This window comes from Lysinibacillus sp. NPDC056232 (genome assembly GCF_042267565.1).
GTDB lineage: Bacteria > Bacillota > Bacilli > Bacillales_A > Planococcaceae > Lysinibacillus.
On record NZ_JBHJTF010000001.1, the window covers coordinates 258664 to 275357 of the forward strand.

General features: G+C 35.7%; 18 protein-coding genes and 1 pseudogene. 15 read left to right on the forward strand and 4 right to left on the reverse strand.

The annotated features are described in order from the left end of the window. Window positions 1–2 precede the first annotated feature (2 nt). From mtnK to ACFCYJ_RS01335, 8 genes are all read left to right on the forward strand, one after another. Complete coding sequence (mtnK, locus tag ACFCYJ_RS01300; RefSeq protein ID WP_376069627.1) at window positions 3–1196, forward strand: S-methyl-5-thioribose kinase; 1194 nt, start codon at window positions 3–5, stop codon at window positions 1194–1196. Then, on the forward strand, window positions 1196–2230 hold the full coding sequence (gene mtnA, locus ACFCYJ_RS01305) for an S-methyl-5-thioribose-1-phosphate isomerase (protein WP_376069630.1): 1035 nt from the start codon (window positions 1196–1198) through the stop codon (window positions 2228–2230). The genes mtnK and mtnA overlap by 1 nt, the downstream gene beginning before the upstream one ends. A 20-nt stretch (window positions 2231–2250) precedes the next feature. Further along, a complete protein-coding gene (locus ACFCYJ_RS01310; protein WP_376069632.1) occupies window positions 2251–3039 on the forward strand; it encodes a DeoR/GlpR family DNA-binding transcription regulator in 789 nt (262 codons plus the stop codon). A 43-nt stretch (window positions 3040–3082) separates the two neighbouring features. Beyond that, the gene (locus ACFCYJ_RS01315) at window positions 3083–3736 is read left to right on the forward strand and encodes an L-fuculose-phosphate aldolase (RefSeq protein WP_376069635.1); all 654 of its coding nucleotides are present in this window, start codon (window positions 3083–3085) and stop codon (window positions 3734–3736) included. Window positions 3737–3992: 256 nt separating this feature from the next. Beyond that, window positions 3993–4493 (forward strand): GNAT family N-acetyltransferase, encoded by a 501-nt coding sequence (locus tag ACFCYJ_RS01320; RefSeq protein WP_376069638.1) that lies wholly within the window; start codon window positions 3993–3995, stop codon window positions 4491–4493. 160 nt (window positions 4494–4653) lie between these two features. Then, window positions 4654–5175 (forward strand): hypothetical protein, encoded by a 522-nt coding sequence (locus ACFCYJ_RS01325; protein WP_376069641.1) that lies wholly within the window; start codon window positions 4654–4656, stop codon window positions 5173–5175. A 383-nt stretch (window positions 5176–5558) separates the two neighbouring features. Next, window positions 5559–6134 (forward strand): RNA polymerase sigma factor, encoded by a 576-nt coding sequence (locus tag ACFCYJ_RS01330; RefSeq protein WP_376069642.1) that lies wholly within the window; start codon window positions 5559–5561, stop codon window positions 6132–6134. Beyond that, a complete protein-coding gene (locus ACFCYJ_RS01335) occupies window positions 6119–7135 on the forward strand; it encodes a hypothetical protein (RefSeq protein WP_376069645.1) in 1017 nt (338 codons plus the stop codon). Before ACFCYJ_RS01330 ends, ACFCYJ_RS01335 begins: the two co-directional genes overlap by 16 nt. A 96-nt stretch (window positions 7136–7231) precedes the next feature. Here ACFCYJ_RS01335 and ACFCYJ_RS01340 read toward each other — a convergent pair. Continuing rightward, window positions 7232–7379: pseudogene (locus tag ACFCYJ_RS01340) on the reverse strand (transposase); the annotation flags it as partial. A gap of 308 nt (window positions 7380–7687) precedes the next feature. Here ACFCYJ_RS01340 and ACFCYJ_RS01345 point away from each other — a divergent pair. After that, window positions 7688–8371 (forward strand): GNAT family N-acetyltransferase, encoded by a 684-nt coding sequence (locus ACFCYJ_RS01345; protein ID WP_376069648.1) that lies wholly within the window; start codon window positions 7688–7690, stop codon window positions 8369–8371. Window positions 8372–8687: 316 nt separating this feature from the next. Here ACFCYJ_RS01345 and ACFCYJ_RS01350 read toward each other — a convergent pair whose 3' ends face one another. Both ACFCYJ_RS01350 and ACFCYJ_RS01355 read right to left on the reverse strand, forming a co-directional pair. Further along, complete coding sequence (locus ACFCYJ_RS01350; protein WP_376069651.1) at window positions 8688–9179, reverse strand: VanZ family protein; 492 nt, start codon at window positions 9177–9179, stop codon at window positions 8688–8690. Further along, window positions 9176–10075, reverse strand: coding sequence for an aldo/keto reductase (locus tag ACFCYJ_RS01355; RefSeq protein WP_376069654.1), 900 nt, complete (start codon window positions 10073–10075; stop codon window positions 9176–9178). The genes ACFCYJ_RS01350 and ACFCYJ_RS01355 overlap by 4 nt, the downstream gene beginning before the upstream one ends. A gap of 76 nt (window positions 10076–10151) precedes the next feature. Here ACFCYJ_RS01355 and ACFCYJ_RS01360 point away from each other — a divergent pair, with 76 nt between their 5' ends. From ACFCYJ_RS01360 to fur, 3 genes are all read left to right on the forward strand, one after another. Beyond that, window positions 10152–10688 carry an NUDIX domain-containing protein gene (locus tag ACFCYJ_RS01360; RefSeq protein ID WP_376069657.1) on the forward strand — a complete coding sequence of 179 codons (537 nt, stop codon included), beginning with the start codon at window positions 10152–10154 and terminating at the stop codon, window positions 10686–10688. A gap of 73 nt (window positions 10689–10761) precedes the next feature. Then, the gene (locus tag ACFCYJ_RS01365; protein ID WP_376069660.1) at window positions 10762–11274 is read left to right on the forward strand and encodes a hypothetical protein; all 513 of its coding nucleotides are present in this window, start codon (window positions 10762–10764) and stop codon (window positions 11272–11274) included. A gap of 193 nt (window positions 11275–11467) precedes the next feature. Continuing rightward, complete coding sequence (gene fur, locus ACFCYJ_RS01370) at window positions 11468–11932, forward strand: ferric iron uptake transcriptional regulator (RefSeq protein WP_079560689.1); 465 nt, start codon at window positions 11468–11470, stop codon at window positions 11930–11932. A gap of 62 nt (window positions 11933–11994) precedes the next feature. Here the strand turns inward: fur and ACFCYJ_RS01375 are convergent, their stop codons facing one another. Further along, window positions 11995–13473: a TcaA NTF2-like domain-containing protein gene (locus ACFCYJ_RS01375; RefSeq protein WP_376069664.1), complete on the reverse strand. Its 1479-nt coding sequence runs from the start codon at window positions 13471–13473 to the stop codon at window positions 11995–11997. Window positions 13474–13610: 137 nt separating this feature from the next. Here ACFCYJ_RS01375 and ACFCYJ_RS01380 point away from each other — a divergent pair, with 137 nt between their 5' ends. From ACFCYJ_RS01380 to xerD, 3 genes are all read left to right on the forward strand, one after another. Next, window positions 13611–14033, forward strand: a complete 423-nt coding sequence (locus ACFCYJ_RS01380; RefSeq protein ID WP_376069667.1) for a zinc ribbon domain-containing protein — start codon at window positions 13611–13613, stop codon at window positions 14031–14033. Next, window positions 14033–15625, forward strand: a complete 1593-nt coding sequence (locus tag ACFCYJ_RS01385; RefSeq protein WP_376069669.1) for a hypothetical protein — start codon at window positions 14033–14035, stop codon at window positions 15623–15625. Before ACFCYJ_RS01380 ends, ACFCYJ_RS01385 begins: the two co-directional genes overlap by 1 nt. A 113-nt stretch (window positions 15626–15738) precedes the next feature. Then, complete coding sequence (gene xerD, locus ACFCYJ_RS01390; protein ID WP_376069672.1) at window positions 15739–16641, forward strand: site-specific tyrosine recombinase XerD; 903 nt, start codon at window positions 15739–15741, stop codon at window positions 16639–16641. The last annotated feature ends 53 nt before the right edge of the window (window positions 16642–16694 follow it).

The following is a 16694-nucleotide window of genomic DNA, read 5'->3' on the forward strand; positions in this document are numbered from 1 at the left end:
TTATGTATTCCAAATATTTTTTAATGAACGAAGAAGATATTAAAAGCTATGTACAAGTAAAAATTAAAGGTTTTAGTGGAACGCTACATAGTGACGAAATTGGTGATGGCAATTTAAATTATGTATTTCGTGTGAAAAATGAGCAAGGTGACTCTGTCATCGTCAAACAAGCTGGTCCACAAGCTCGTATCTCTGAGGATTTCGTGCTATCTACAGATCGAAATCGAATAGAAACAGAAGCATTATTAATTGAGGGTGACCTTACACCTTCCCTTGTACCAGAAATTTTATTGTTTGATGAAGTTATGAGTTGTTGCGTAATGGAAGATTTAAAAGATTTTGAGATTATGAGAAAGCAATTGAACGTATTTAAAACGTATGATCATTTCGCCGAGTTAATCTCTACTTTTATGGCGGAAAATCTTATTCGAACAACGGATTTTTTACTAGATCCAAAAAAGAAAAAAGAATGTCAAAAGCGATTCATCAACCCTGAGCTGTGTGAAATTACAGAACATCTAGTTTATACGGAGCCTTATATTGATTTCAAAAAGCAAAATATTTTAACGGCTGGAAATGAAGAGTGGATACATTCGTATGTATACGAGGATACAGATTTACATTTAGAAGTTGCTAAACGGAAAATGCAATTTTTAACAGAGGCGCAAGCGCTTTTACATGGTGATTTGCATACAGGCTCTATTTTTATTAATGATGAAACATTGAAGGTTATTGATCCAGAATTCGCCTTTTATGGACCTATAGGTTATGATGTGGGAAATTTAATCGCTAACCTAACATTTGCCTGGACAAGAGGATTAGCTTACGAAGAAGACGAATTTGTTTCGTGGATTGAAGAAACATTACTATCTACTATTCAATTATTCCAGAAGAAGGCACGAAATATCTTAGCCACATCAACGGAGCAGTTTGCTGTCTACTCGGCTTTACTCGATAACTATATGGAACGAATCAGTCGAGATGCTTTTGCAATTGCAGGGATTGAAATGAACCGTCGTATAATTGGCTTAGCCAAAGTAGCAGATATTACGACCATTGAACCAATTGATGCTCGTATAACAGCCGAAAGACGTTGTTTAAAGGTTGCGAAAGAGTGTATTTTAAATAAGGAAATCAGCCATATTCAAGGCTATATTAAGCTATTACACAAATATAAGAATGGGGTGTTGATTTAATGGAATTGAATACAATAGAATGGAAAAAAGATACACTCATTCTACTAGATCAAACAAAATTGCCAAATGACATTGTGTATGTAGAAGTCCAAACTGTAGAAAAAGTATGGAATGCTATTCATACAATGATTGTACGAGGGGCTCCGGCTATAGGTGTAACAGCAGCTTACGGGGTATATGTGGCGATTCAGCACTATGAAGGTTCTGTTAGAGCGGCAAAGGAAGAGGTACAAAAGCAAGTACAGTATTTAGCAACATCTCGTCCTACAGCTGTCAATTTATTCTGGGCTTTAGAAAGAATGGAACAGAGAGCCTTGCAAATAGAGACGAATGATTTAGAAATATTCCAGGACATTTTATTACAAGAAGCGATTGCTATTCATACTGAAGATATCGAGATTAATCGTTCCATAGGTGAACATTTATTGACGCTTTTGGAAGATGGTCAAGGGGTACTAACTCATTGTAATGCTGGGGCTCTGGCTACAACAAAATATGGCACAGCGACTTCTCCTTTTTATTTGGCAAAGGAGCGGGGGATGAGTTTTAAAGTATTTGCTGACGAGACAAGACCTCGTTTCCAAGGTGCTATGCTTACATCTTTTGAACTCTTTAATGCTGGTATTGATGTTACGTTGATTACGGATAATATGGCAGCGACGGTGATGGCACAAGGCAAAGTGCAGGGGGTCATTGTTGGCTGTGATCGTGTAGCTGCAAATGGCGATGTTGCTAACAAGATTGGGACACTCGGTGTGGCTATTTTAGCTAAATACTATAATATTCCCTTTTATGTAGCGACACCTACACCGACGATTGATTTACATTGCCCAACTGGTGCAAATATCCCGATAGAAGAGCGTAGTGTAGATGAAGTGTTAAAACCAACAGGACAATACATCGCACCAACTGATGTAAAGGTGTATAATCCGTCCTTTGATGTGACACCTGCTGCACTCATAACAGCGATTGTCACAGAAAAAGGGATTATCGAACACCCGACAGAAGAAAAGGTGCGTGCAATTTTTAACTAATCAAAGATAGGATGACACGCATGACAAATTCTCTTAAACGAAGACAAGATGAAATTAATAAACTAGTGAACCAAAAAAATTACGTAGAGATTTCAGATTTAAGTGAACGATTTCAAGTGTCTGAGATGACGATTCGACGCGATTTAGAAAAGATGGAAAGTGAAGGGTTATTAATTCGTGTGTTGGGCGGCGCAAAGCCTATCCAAAAATCCTTTGTTGAAGATAATTTAAATTTACGCGCATCTGAAAATTTAGAAGCTAAGCAATTAATGGCTCAAGAAGCGGTTACATTAATTCAAGATGGGGACGTAGTGGGTATCGATGCAAGTACTTCGGCAGCAGAAGTCGGAAAATTGATTAAAGGGATCAAGAATATAACAGTAGTTACGAATAATATAAGCGTTGCCCTCGATTTAATATCGAGTGAAGTGACGACGATTTTACTCGGCGGTTATGTACGTCCGAACTCTATTTCAACGATGGGAACGTCATTGAAGAAATATATGGAATCTATCAATATCGATAAACTGTTCATCTCTGCAAGGGGCTTGACATTACAAGAAGGATTAACAGACTCAACAATTGATGAGGGCGAAGCTAAACAAGCAATGATTCACAAATCTAATGAGGTAATAGCACTTGTTGATCAGAGCAAGGTTGGCGTCAAAAAACTATTCCAAGTCATGCCAGCCGATGCTATTTCTACAATTATCGTTGATGAAATAAAACCATTTAACGACGAACAACAAGAAGTCGTAAATGAATTTTTGAAAAGTAATTTAGATTTACGCATTGTGCGAAAAAAATAAGCGTCACCATATTGTGATAGAGCAATAGGAAAGGTGGAATTAGATGAGACTTCAAACGGAGCGAGAAAAAGTTGTTCGTCATTGTCAATTAATGATTCGAAATGGATTAACAAAAGGAACTGGCGGAAATATTAGTATCTATGTTCCTTCTGAAAATTGCGTCGCCATAAGTCCAAGTGGTATCCCCTACGAGGAACTAACCGCTGCTGATATCGTTTTGATTGATTTAGAAGGGCATGTAATCGAGGGGCATCATAAACCTTCTAGTGAATGGGCGATGCATACAATGGTGTATAAAAGGCGCCCTGAACTTAAAGCGGTTGTGCATACACATTCTATTTTTGCCAAAACACTTTCTTGTTTACGTGAACCCTTACCTGCAGTCTCTTATTTGGTTGCAGTAGCTGGTAAAGCAGTTCAATGTGCTGAGTACGCAAGTTTTGGTACACCAGAACTCGGGGAAAATGCACTTATAGCAATGGAAGATTCGAAAGCAGTTTTGCTTGCTAATCATGGTTTGTTAGCAGCGGGTGCAAATGTGGAAGAAGCCTTTAATATCGCTGAAGAAATAGAACTATGTGCAGAAGTATATATTCGTGCTAGATCTATTGGCACACCAGTTATTTTAGATGATCAAGAAATGACATATATGTTAGAACGATTCCAAACTTACGGGAAACCAGTAGAAAATAAATAATCATATAAACCCTCCTCAAATTATCAACTTTTCGAGGAGGGATATTTTATTTATCGGAAAGATTTCGAGATTTATCGGAACAATTAGTTGTGAAGATGAAATTATTTACATTATATTCCTTGAATGATAAAATTAATCACCTTTAAATACAAGGATAAAAGAGTGCTATCCTTTATTTAAAAATTTAAAAACGGGAGACGCGCCAATACATATATCTCTTAATAGTTTTAGTTAAATCTATGATAGGAGAGAAAAAATGATTGAATTAAGCACTAAAAGATTAAGACTAATCCCATTAAATGCAGAGTATTTAGACTTACTAATTAATGAAGAAGAAACATTGGAAATAGAGTTGTCAGTAACTAAAGCTGCTTTTCTTGATGAAGAATTAAGACAAGCTTTGAAGTTTAGACTATCGAAAGTTTTAGAAGATGAGCAAAATTATATTTGGTACACGAATTGGTTGATCGTGTCGAAAGTAAAAAACTGTATCGTTGGTGGCATTATGCTAAAAGGTCTACCAAATGAGCAGGGTGAAGTCGTAATCGGGTATTATACATTTCCACAATATCAGGGAAAGGGATACATGACGGAAGCTGTTAGGATGATGAAAGATTGGTTACTATGTCAAACTAACGTTAAGTATGTAATTGCCGATACTGATAAAAATAATATTGCCTCACATAAGGTATTACAAAAAGCGGGGGCAACTTTATATTCAGAATCTGAAGAACTTTATTTTTGGAGATTCGTATAAGATTATAAAAAAGACAAAGGGCACTTTAAATTTTATTAAAAGTCAAGAGTTAAAGTAATGCACTTAATAGATCAATTTCCTATATACAATGTGCAACATTATAATACGTTACTTTTAAGCTGAACTATGATGCCGAATTAAATAGGGAGATTGATACACTTTGGTAAAATTAAAAGACTTTAATATTGATTTTGACTGTACTCAAGTAACACCTTTTTTCCAAGTCCATGAAGACAATCGGATACGATTTGATATTGAGAAGCTAAGTAGTGTTAACCTACAATTAATTATTAATCAAATATTTAATGGAAATAAAGATATTAATGCTATCTTTGTTTCTGAATATATTTTCAATAAAAAACGTAAGTCAGCCAAAACAAAGATTGGTCAAATTATTCATTTGAAAAATTGGAAAGAGGATGTAGTATTAGAAGGCGGTACAAATGATGGAGTAATTTATGCTTCTATAAAAAACTTAGATCCTTTAGATGTATATAATTACTGTTTTAATGTTAAAAAAGGATTAACAGGAGCATATATTTCATTCTACTCCAATGAATATTTATTATATGTAAGTAGTGATGTTATTGATATTATTTCAAATGATTCTACTAATATTAATAAGCTAAAAGGTAACTATAAAAACCTTTATGATACGTACTATGAGATCTCTAATGAATAATTAAAAGATTTGTTAATTTACTAATTAAGTAAAGCAGTATTGTACCTAGGGGCTTTCCTTGAAAAAGGGGGGAGTCCTTTTGTTATGTAGCTAAAGGGGCAGCATTCTTGTATTAAATGAAGTGGGAAAAAATAACATTGTGAACAAATATACTTAAACTATAGAGGTTACTTCAAGATGGGATTTCACAGAATCCTATCTTGTTCTTATTCAACTAACGAGGCAGGTTACTTCAAGAAGGAAAATTATTTATCAAAGCGAAATTACTATAAAATAATGCTACCTAATGGTGGCTTTTTATTTTAGAATTGAAAAAATTTACGAAAAATTGAACCATTTCCTATTCTTTGGGGAATAAGTAGGTAGATAAAGGAGGTTTTGACGTGACAAAACATGAAGAACTTATCAAAGCTCAGTCAGGGGAACATCATGCATTCAATTCACTATTGAAACCCTATATCCCTTCAGCATTTCAGGTGGCGTTTATGCTTCTAAGGGATAGAGCTGCGGCAGATGATGCGGTACAAGAAGCCCTAATTCGTACATATAAATCCATACATCGGTTTAATCCTGAAATTGCATCGTTTAAAACCTGGTTTCATCAAATTTTGCTGCATGTAATATGGAAAATGGCAAAGCGAAAACGATTCTTTTCTCCGTGGAAGGATATTTTGGACAAGTCCAAGGATGGACAGCCAGAGCATATTTATCTTGAGGAGGAAAACCAAAAGGAGTTATATCAATGTATTCAAAAACTTTCAATGAAACATCAGACCGTTATCATTTTATACTACATGCAGGATTTATCTATCTCGGAAATCGCTTCGACCCTCACAGTTAGTGAGGGAACAATTAAATCGCGACTTCATCACGCTAGAGGTGAGCTTAAGAAACAATTGCTGTCATCATCACATGGAGATATGTTTCATAAGGAGGGATGGACATGGAACAAGAATTAAAAAACACATTGAAAAACGTTCAACGACAAATTCAGTTTCCAGAAGAAATCAATATTGAAAGCATCGTTAGAAAGAAAAAACGTTTTAGGTTGAATCAGGCGATTTTATTCGTAGCTCTAATGGTTCTTTTCTTACTGTTAGTTCCAAATGTTACACCAAGTTGGGCTGGGCTTAAGCTCTTTGGGATAAGCAAACAACCTTCTCATCCTTATTCAGAATACCTTGTTCACGACGGTCATTACTATATCCCGACGACAGATGAGAGAGTATCCAAAGAGCAATTGGCTTCGAAACTAGGCACAATCTCCCGTATTGGAAATTGGACGTTTTTACGAGAAGGCGATACTACACAATATCCTCCGAACTCCAACTATTATGCCATGAAGAAACAATCACCAGATGAATATATTGCAGTTGAAATACTGGGAGGTACAGCACGGAAAAAGACTATCGAGTATTATCAGGTTCTAAAACGAGCGAACCTAGTGGAAAAACCAGATGTGAAATCTATTTTCGGCGGAAAGAATGACCCATTGGAAGTGCAGGCTGCATATGAAAACATCCGTAAGGTGGTTCCTTTTTTGAGAATATTTCAGTCTTCCGAATTAAAGATGACTACTAGCGCTTTACGCAATGACGGCTCTCGCTATCATGTGAAACTTGAATACCAACCTACATCCGAAAGTAGCATGGGGCAGACAGTCACCATACCAGGTGATAACCATATCACGGACAAATTTATCTGGATGCAGGAATATCCAGAAGAGTATCAAGACGGTCCTGACTACAATGGTGATTTTCAGTATGACCGCCAACATAAAAAAGGAACTTTTATTTCCAATGGTGTTAAATGGACTCAATACAGCCGTAAGTATAACCAGAATGACCCTTATTTTTCTGCAAAGGTAAACGGGATTATTTACGAAGTGACTAGCCAAGGTTGTTCAGTAGATGAAATGAAACAGTTATTACAAACATTTACAAAAGCATCTAATAAGTAATAGGCATGAATCATAAAAACATATACAAAGAAAGGTTCGTCGAAAGACGACCTTTTTTATGTTTTTGAGTATCAGATCTTTTTAAGTTGTGAAACTTTATATCTAGTCCTGCAAAGGCTACTAACTTTTTCGGATGATTAAACCGATCAATTTCTCCGATTTCTGAAATAATCATTGCAACGATTTTTTCACCAATACCGGGAATTGATTGGAGTAATTTATATTCTTCAAGCTGTGCCGCTAGCTCATGAAACAATTGTAAATTATTTGTATGTTCCAGCTAAAGTGACAGATGTTTGGTGGAACAATGATTATATAGTTACTAAACAAATGGTATCTTTTTTACGGAAAAAAAGATTGAGTTGAACGTCTGCTTTTGAAATAATTGGTACTAATCAATATGTTATTAATGGAATAAGATTCATTAGAAAAAGAATTTTAAAATATAGGAGGGTCGCCAATGGATAAAAATGAATTAATTCACTATTCCATAAAGAACTTCGACAAGAGGCTCAAGTAAAAGGCTACATAAGAGAGGAAACAGAGCATGTCGTGCGTCACATTTCACAGTTTGGTGAAAAAGGGTTCATTGTCTCATCTAATGTAAACGAAGGCGATGTAAGAGAAATTATTAAGAACGACTTAAACTATTTTAGTAACCTTGAGCAGGATTTTGAGTGGAAGGTGTATAACTACGACAAGCCTGATAGTTTGAAAGATATTCTTGAACAAGAAGGATTCACAATAGATGATCCTGAAGCACTAATGGTCATGAAGTTAGATGAACAGCACCCCTTGCTTAATAATGACCAACACTTCAATTTAAAGGAAATAACGGATGAACAAGGCATTCAAGACATTATTGTTCTAGAAGATGCCATCTGGAATGTACCACATGCTGAGCTGGGAGAAAGACTTTGGAGAGATAAACAGAATAATCCTGAATCCCTATACCTTTATGGAATTTATGAAGATGGTCAGCTTGTAAGTGCAGCTTGGATGTACTTGGAGAAAAACTCCTCCTTTGCCAGCTTATGGGGAGGTTCAACACTACCGTTGTTCCGAGGAAAAGGTTATTATACAGCACTTTTAGCTACTCGTGCAAAAAAAGCATATGAAAATGGGCATCCTTTCCTTACTGTTGACGCCAGTTCAATGAGTAGGCCTATCCTAGAAAAGTGTGGTTTTCTATGTCTTGCATACTCTTATGGCTGCCAGTCACCTTCTACCAAGTAGTAGAGCCTCTTATTAAAAAACTAGGTAATAGAAGCTCATATGTTATTCCGTTAAAGGGTGCGATTGTGGAATAAGCGTTTCTTTTCTTCTTCAACTAACGGAGTGCTTTAGTTGAAGAAGAGACAGCAATCGCTGTCTCTTTTTACTACTTAAATGATTCAAAATGAGCTGTAACCCATTTTCGTTTTCTGAAATATACTGTTCAGCAAGAATCAGTCTTTGGGAGTACACCACTATATATGAGTGATGTACTAATTATTTAATATAATGTGTGACATTAAAGACAATCTCTTGATATTACTGTTTTATAATACATTCACTTGTCTTTAATTTTACAGAGTAGAGCCCTTTGTCTTTTAAAAGTTTTCCTCACCAACACTACAATCCCAACAAAAACAATCGCTCCAGCTGTATCCAAAATAACATCTTGTCCACTCATCGTGCGTCCGGGTGTAAAGCTTTGACGTAACTCATCAAGCATTGCTATAAGAGCTGTCCCGGCAATAGCGATACCTGCGGCGAATCGACGTTTTCCCCATGCAAAGTAAATACCAAGTGCGATGCAGCCGAATCCAGCAAAATGCGTGAATTTCCGAATTAAAAATTCTACAAACTTAAAGTAACCACGCTCTTCAACGGAAACAACGGTGTCCCAATAAGGAATTTTTAACACAGATAATTGCTTTTCAAACGGCTTATTTGCTAATATTTGCTCTAATTCAGGAATAATTGACTGTTGTTCATAGGTCATACTAGAGGAAATCGCAAGTACTACTAAAAATGCTAATAATATAAGCCATTTTTTCATCGGTGATCCATATATTGTTCCGCTTTAGTTAGCTCTTTGACTGCTTTTAAATCTGTTATCGAATCCATTTTTTCATAGGCAGCAAGTGTTTGCGCCAGCTGTTCCTGTGAGCTTGCACCAATTACTGTTGAGGCGATAGTAGGTTCCTTTAGATTAAAGGCAAGCGCTAGTGCATGTAAATCGTCATAATGTGAAGCTAAACCTGTTAATGCTGCTGTTAATTCTTCCGCTGTATATGTGTTAAAGCCATTGACACGCTGTAAACGTTCTTTCCAGCTATTTGTAAGTAAACCTTTTGCAACAGTCCCACGTGTTACTACGGAAGCCCCTTCACTTGCGATAAAGTTGAGCCATTCCTCTGGACGACGATCTAAAGCACTATATTGCATCATGACACTTTTTGCAGAACTTGCTGGTAAAAAACGCTTTAGTACATTTGGTCGAATAGAGGAAATACCATATTCTCGGATTAAGCCATCCTTTTTCAAATCTTCAAATGTGTCGATAATGCCATCCCAATCGTCCTCAATAGTACCACCGTGTAACTGATAAACATCAATATAGTCAGTACCTAGTCGTTTCAAGCTAGCGTGTAGAGCTTCCTTTATATAAGAAGGGGATGCATCCCAATGCCAACCTTCTACTCCTTCTGTCCATCGATTACCAACTTTCGTCGCGACTATTACATCTTGACGACGCTTTCCTAAAATAGCTCCGATCATTTCTTCATTTGCCCCAAAATCATATAAATCAGCTGTATCGATGTAATTAATGCCAGCATCTAGTGCCATATCGACGATATCAGCAGCCTTTTTCTTATCTGTCGAAAGAGACATGCCCCCTAAACTAATTTCTGAAATAAGCAATTCACTTGAGCCAAGCTGTCTTTTTTTCATACTAATGCCCTCCTTCGATTTCTCTACTTGTAATGGTACAATGAACATATCTGAAGAACAAGCGAGGTAATAGTCAATGAAAAAGTTTGAAGAAAAAACGACAAAGACTACACCCATTTATGACGGGAAAATTGTGAAACTACAAGTTGATGATGTCACTTTACCGAATGGTAATGTTGCAAAAAGAGAAATTATTAAGCATCCTGGTGCAGTGGCAGTTATTGCTGTTACCGATGAAGGAAAGTTAGTATTAGTGGAGCAATATCGCAAAGCTTTAGAACGTTCAATTGTTGAAATTCCAGCTGGTAAGCTTGAACCTGGTGAGGAGCCAGTTGTGACGGCACGGCGTGAATTAGAGGAAGAAACAGGTTACGGTGCACAAAGCTTAACTTATTTACAAGCGTTTGCAACATCCCCAGGCTTCGCAGATGAGATCATCCATCTATTTGTGGCAAAAGATTTATATACAATAGAAAACAAGGCAGATTTAGATGAGGATGAATTTGTCGAATTAGTAGAAGTTTCGTTGGAAGAGGCGGGGCAAATGGTTGCAGATGAGCGTATATACGACGCCAAGACAGCGTTTGCAGTACTTTGGCTAGCAGCACAATAAGATAATAATCTTTAGCATAATAGAAGCGGACGAGCATAAGCTGTACAAACCTTGATAGAAAAGGAGCATGTTTATGTCTCGTACGGTGTCTATATTTTATCACGCATCCATCATTGCGGTGAGTTTCGTTTGTGGCGTTATCTTATTTCATATTATTGGTGGGCCGAATGCAGAGCCTTTTATTTCATTTATAGAGCCTCGTTTAATAGATGGGGACAGGCATTCTCTATTTCGTTTAGTGTTACCTGTTGCTGTTTCAATCGCTCTTGTACTATTGCTTGCAACACATAGTGTCCTGAAGGTTTTAGTACGTGTAACGGTGGCGATACGTGCAACCTTTTTTGGCTTTAGCTCGGTTTTTTTATTACAAAAACTTGAGGCTTTCTGGGTTTATACGATTTGGTGGTTTCCATTTCAGCTCATCTATTGTATATTGTTGCTAGTCCTATGTAATTTACTTGTACCAGCCTGGTCTAAGAGAAAAATCGGGAAAATGATACATGGTCGGACAATTTTGTTGAATTTTTTCGCATTTTTCATCATAATAGTGGCTGAGTTTATAGTTATTTCTTATGTAATAAATTGATCAATACACTTTGAAAGTGGCTTATCACCAAAAGCTGTGGATGACATTTGTTAAATCAACCGCATATTATGGTGATGAGCTACGAAAATTTAGCATCAGGTAAAAAAATACAAAGCATATTTGAAATCTATTCACTATCTTGTAATAGGATTTACTCCTTTGGTATAATGGGAAGAGTTTAGGGGGGCGTCACATGGAGAGCCGAATTGATCGTATAAAAAAACAGTTGCATAGTGCTAGTTACAAGCTGACGCCGCAGCGAGAAGCAACAGTTGCTGTACTGCTTGAACACGAGGAAGACCACCTAAGTGCAGAAGATGTTTACCTTTTAGTAAAAGAAAAGGCACCAGAAATTGGTCTTGCGACTGTCTATAGAACGTTAGAATTACTAACTGAGCTCAAAATTGTCGACAAAATCAACTTTGGCGATGGCGTTTCGCGCTATGATTTACGCCAAGAGGGAGCTGCGCATTTCCACCATCATCTTGTTTGTATCGAATGTGGTGCGGTTGATGAAATTCAGGAAGATTTACTTGAAGATGTGGAAGCCGTTGTTGAAAGACGTTGGAATTTTATTATAAAAGATCACCGACTAACTTTCCACGGCATTTGCTGGCGCTGTCATGATAAAAACGACGAAGTATCAGAAGAGAAGTGAAAAAAGATGTCCCAAAAAGTCATAAAACTTTTTGGGACATTTTTTTATTGGCCGGTGTTTAGTTAATCTGAAATTTTTGTTTTAATAACTTTTGAACGGTCTTGGATGTCTGTAATCAGTAATCTATCATTTGATACTTTCATTGTGTAACGTTTTTCGCGCTGGTATGACCAAGTACCATCTTCTGTTAGGTAAAAATCAAAAATTTCCGTCGAATCAAGAATGATTGTGGATGGATCCGTAGCATATATCTTGTCTATCATATTAGATTTGAAATCATAGGAATAGTATTCAAATGTGTTATGATCCGTTACGAATTTACTGTAATCTTTACGTACTTGTGTACCCTCTAAAAAATAATCCTGAACATAACTAAAATCAGCATTGTCTAAAGCGTACTTGTAGTTATTACGAAAATCATAGTAGAGAGAGCGAGCCGTGTCTTCATATTCGGATAAGAAATTTGCCATTGCTAATTGATTTGCTTTTTTTTCTGCCTCAGCTCTTTCTTTAGTTTGTATAGAGCCAAATTTAAGATGATGGTTTGTATTATTTAGTGTAATGATTTCGGATTTTTCTTCTTGACCATCTTGTCCTTTGTTAACAGCATATACTTTAACAGAATCATCTAGTTTTGCAGTGAAAAGTTTAACATCTTGTGCTTTTTTTTCAGTACTTTTTCCGTTGATAAATACAATTGCATCTTCAATATCAGATGTAAGATGTACCTGATAATCTGCAAGATCTAAAGAAAGCATCTGTCTGTTCTCTTCATTATTGGAAATCTTTAGCTGATCTTTGATTTCATTTTGAAAATATTCATCTTTTAACGTTAAACTATAAGAGTAAATACCAGGAGCAAACTTACCAATTTTTTTTGTGTCATCAGATAGATCAGTAGAGACCAATTCTCCTATTTTAAATTTTGTGTCAAGTTTAACAGGACTACTAGTATGTACACTTAATTCAATTGGCTGAATATCAAATGTATATTTTTTGTAGAATAATAAGAAATTGTTTTCTTTTATAGTAATTAATTTTGAATCATCCTTATTTGTTATAGGTTCGGTATATCCTTTTTTTATTATTTCATTCAACTTTTCCTCTAACTCAGGATTAATATTTTTTGTCCAATTTTGATCCTTCATATACTTATAAAATGCTTTATCATCAATGATTGTTTCATCAGGAAATTTGAATGATTGGGCGAATTTTTCATAATTTTCTTCAGAAAAAGAATTGTTTAGATTAGCTAGCTGTTTTTTAGGGTCTAACTGGCTTTTAATGATAAAATGCCCACCAATAAGCAGTGCTAGTATAGCGACAATACTACTAATGATAACCTTTTTTGTTGTGCTCATAGGTCCTTTTTTGGGGGATGTTTTAGAGAAATAGGTTTGTTCGTGTTTTCCATCTTCTTTTTGGATATTTTCTACAACTTCTGTCTCCTCAGAATGAATAGATGGGAGTTTAGTACCGCATTCTAAACAAAATTTCTCATTCGATATTGCTTGTTTTCCACAACTCTGACATTCACGCATTATAAAACTCCTTTTTTGTAAATATAATATAAATATACCATGTAAAAAGGAAGAATAAAGAATAACTTATTGAAAAAATAATAAAAAATGGATACTATTAAATGGATAACGATAGAAATTGTGAAGGAAGTGCGTAAATGATTGATATGAAAGATATAAGTACAATGGAGTTAAAGGATTTAAAAAATGGGTTAAAATTGGTTAAAGATAAGCGTATGGAACTGATTATTAGATTAGGAGAATTGGTTCATTCGCAATTATTAAACAAAAAACTCAATCATGATGAATTATCAGAAATTTCTTTTGAAATTGCGTCGCAGGATCGCTTAATATATCGATATGGTAAGCAGATAACAAATATCAATGCGGCATCACAACAGTGTTCAAAATGTATGCAATCACTTGGTGAGAATGCAAAATTCTGCGGGAATTGCGGAACACTGAATCCTACTTATGTTGATCCAAATACTGTATATAAGTCATGTCAAAGCTGTTCGGAAGAAATACATGAATCAGCTCTATTTTGCCCATGCTGTGGTATGAAACAGGGGGCAGTATAATGACTTGTAGGCATTGTCATGAGCAACACCCTAATTATTTTACATATTGCCCCAAGACAGATGGAATTATTGAGCATGAGCCATTTAAATATACTTATGCAACGAATGATTTTTGCTTATCTTGTGGCACAAAAAACGAAGAATCAGGTTCGTTTTGTAGTCAATGTGGCTCGATAACCATTAAAAAAGTCGAGCAAAAAACGACATTTAATAAAGTGATAAGCGAAACGTTAAAAAATGTGAATGTACCAAACATGGGGAAAATGAAAGGTCAAGATTTAAAGGCTGTCTCAAAAGAAAAAGTGAATTTCTTTAAAAATAACCCATTATTCTTTGTTCCAATTGTTGTGTCCATTTTATTATTATTTTTGTTTACTCTCTTTGTGAAAAGTAGCATATTAGATGTAGTAACAGCTGATCTAGATCAAGAAGAAACAGCTATAGTTAAAGCAATTATGAGTGACCCTTCAGAGCTAGAGGGTAAGATATATGAGGAGTTTGGTATCAACCTAAGTATACCCAAAATACTCTCACTTCCAAGCTTAGTGACAGTGCTTCATAATGTTAAAGCAGAATGGAATGTTGGTATAGATGCAGGGTATACTCATAATTCTTTGAATATATCTATGGACAATGTGTTATTTGGGTTAATGTTCATTCCTTTAATTGCTTTAGCAATAGGCGGTGTTATTTACGGTATTCTGGCACGGAAAAATAATTGGCCTTTATATCAAGGAATTGTTTATTCTACAATTGTGTATGTTATTGTCATGTTAGTTATCTCTGTCATGTCAAATTTCAATGCAAGGATTGGTCAAGCAGGGTTATTTATGATGGAGGCTACAATGAATTATTCTGCTTTGGATATGATTCTGTCAGCGACTATTTTATCAATTGTCATATTTGGGTTTACTGCAATTTTAACTTATTTTAATAAATCTATTATTGAAAAATTGAGCTATCAAGTAAAATATGTGCAGTATGCTATGTTTTCTGTGGCAATTACATGTATTGGGTTACTTATTAATTTCTCAAACATTTATTTTAGTTTGGATAAAAAGGTTTTAGAATCAGAAGCGCCAGAGGAATTAGTTGGAACTCTTTCGATTTTTGGTAGTATTTATATGGGTACTTGGAATTGGATTTGTACGTTTTTTTCAAAGCTACATATGAATCTATCGTTGGAAGGTCTTACAGAGAGCGTATCTTACAGCCTTTTTGGGAACGATAAATCTGGCGTAGATAATTCTTACTTTTTTAATAGTTTATTTGAAGAAGGTAAATTTTCGGTATTGCCATCATTTATATTAGTACTAATCACGATCTTATTGATTGGTGCAGCTGGCTATATATTATATATTGTCCACCGTATGAAATGGAAAGAATGTTTGATTTTTGCAGGTATGTTTACGGCGCTACAGTTAATGATTATTTATTTTGTGAATATTCAACTCGATATTATAGCTTCCGATGGATTAGTCCAGTATTCGTTTTCATTTGAAATAATCTTGACATCTTTACTTATTTTGATCGTCTCTTCTGCAAGTTTTGTCGCTGGAGGTTTTTTGCGACAGTATCAATTAAAAAAATAAATGGACTACCTCTCTTACACGATGCGTGAAGGGAGGTTTTTTTTGTAGAGTAAGCATTTGGTTTATTGAACATGTTAATATGGAAGATAGTAGAATGTTAAGGGGGCGCTGTGATGAATGAATTTCAATATGCAATAGAGGATTATATCCATTTTATCCAAGTAGAACGACAATTATCTGATAATACATTAGCATCCTATCGCCGAGACTTAGATAATTACGTGAATTTTTTGCGGGAAGTGGAAGGAATGTCTGACTTTCGTAAAGTGGAACGGACGACCATTTTGCGTCATTTAGAGCAGTTGCGAATGCAAGGAAAGACAAGTCGTACTGTTGCCCGTCATATCTCCTCTATTCGTAGTTTTCACCAATTTTTACTTCGAGAAAAGCGAGCCGAAACAGATCCGACAGTTCATTTAGAAATGCCAATCATTGAGCAAAAGCTACCCAATGTCCTCTCGATTGAAGAAATTGAAGCTTTATTAGCAGCACCAAATCGCAGCAAACCTCAGGGCATTCGGGATGTGGCAATGCTAGAGCTATTATATGGGTCAGGGATGCGCATTAGTGAGCTGATTGCATTGGATTTAGCTGATATTCACCTAACGATGGGCTTTGTACGCGTTTTTGGTAAGGGAGGCAAGGAGCGTATCATTCCTCTTGGAAAAAGCGCCCTTTCTGCATTAAGTACTTATTTAGATGGCGCACGGAGTCAATTACAAGGGAAATATCCAAAAACAGAAGCTTTTTTTATCAATCAAAGAGGAAAACGTTTAACAAGGCAAGGTTGTTGGAAATTAATGAAGGAGCATGCTTTAAAAGCGGGCATCCAACATGAATTAACGCCACATACATTACGCCATTCTTTTGCAACACATTTAGTGGAGAACGGTGCTGATTTGCGAGCAGTACAAGAGATGTTAGGACATGCAGATATTTCTACAACGCAAATTTATACACATATTAGTAAATCCCGACTATCAGAGGTTTATAAGCAATTTCATCCACGCGCTTGAAAATTATTGGTTAGTCGGAGGTCTGACCTTTATTTTTCGCTGTTTTTTGGTAA

Excerpts from the sequence above, each read along its gene's own strand:
- ACFCYJ_RS01350 (WP_376069651.1), bottom strand. The coding sequence starts at position 9,179 with ATGAAAAAATGGCTTATATTATTAGCATTTTTAGTAGTACTTGCGATT.
- ACFCYJ_RS01385 (WP_376069669.1), top strand. The coding sequence starts at position 14,033 with ATGACTTGTAGGCATTGTCATGAGCAACACCCTAATTATTTTACATAT.
- mtnA (WP_376069630.1), top strand. The coding sequence starts at position 1,196 with ATGGAATTGAATACAATAGAATGGAAAAAAGATACACTCATTCTACTA.
- ACFCYJ_RS01310 (WP_376069632.1), top strand. The coding sequence starts at position 2,251 with ATGACAAATTCTCTTAAACGAAGACAAGATGAAATTAATAAACTAGTG.
- ACFCYJ_RS01380 (WP_376069667.1), top strand. The coding sequence starts at position 13,611 with ATGATTGATATGAAAGATATAAGTACAATGGAGTTAAAGGATTTAAAA.
- ACFCYJ_RS01335 (WP_376069645.1), top strand. The coding sequence starts at position 6,119 with ATGGAACAAGAATTAAAAAACACATTGAAAAACGTTCAACGACAAATT.
- xerD (WP_376069672.1), top strand. The coding sequence starts at position 15,739 with ATGAATGAATTTCAATATGCAATAGAGGATTATATCCATTTTATCCAA.
- ACFCYJ_RS01365 (WP_376069660.1), top strand. The coding sequence starts at position 10,762 with ATGTCTCGTACGGTGTCTATATTTTATCACGCATCCATCATTGCGGTG.
- fur (WP_079560689.1), top strand. The coding sequence starts at position 11,468 with ATGGAGAGCCGAATTGATCGTATAAAAAAACAGTTGCATAGTGCTAGT.
- ACFCYJ_RS01375 (WP_376069664.1), bottom strand. The coding sequence starts at position 13,473 with ATGCGTGAATGTCAGAGTTGTGGAAAACAAGCAATATCGAATGAGAAA.
- ACFCYJ_RS01315 (WP_376069635.1), top strand. The coding sequence starts at position 3,083 with ATGAGACTTCAAACGGAGCGAGAAAAAGTTGTTCGTCATTGTCAATTA.
- mtnK (WP_376069627.1), top strand. The coding sequence starts at position 3 with ATGTATTCCAAATATTTTTTAATGAACGAAGAAGATATTAAAAGCTAT.
- ACFCYJ_RS01360 (WP_376069657.1), top strand. The coding sequence starts at position 10,152 with ATGAAAAAGTTTGAAGAAAAAACGACAAAGACTACACCCATTTATGAC.
- ACFCYJ_RS01320 (WP_376069638.1), top strand. The coding sequence starts at position 3,993 with ATGATTGAATTAAGCACTAAAAGATTAAGACTAATCCCATTAAATGCA.
- ACFCYJ_RS01355 (WP_376069654.1), bottom strand. The coding sequence starts at position 10,075 with ATGAAAAAAAGACAGCTTGGCTCAAGTGAATTGCTTATTTCAGAAATT.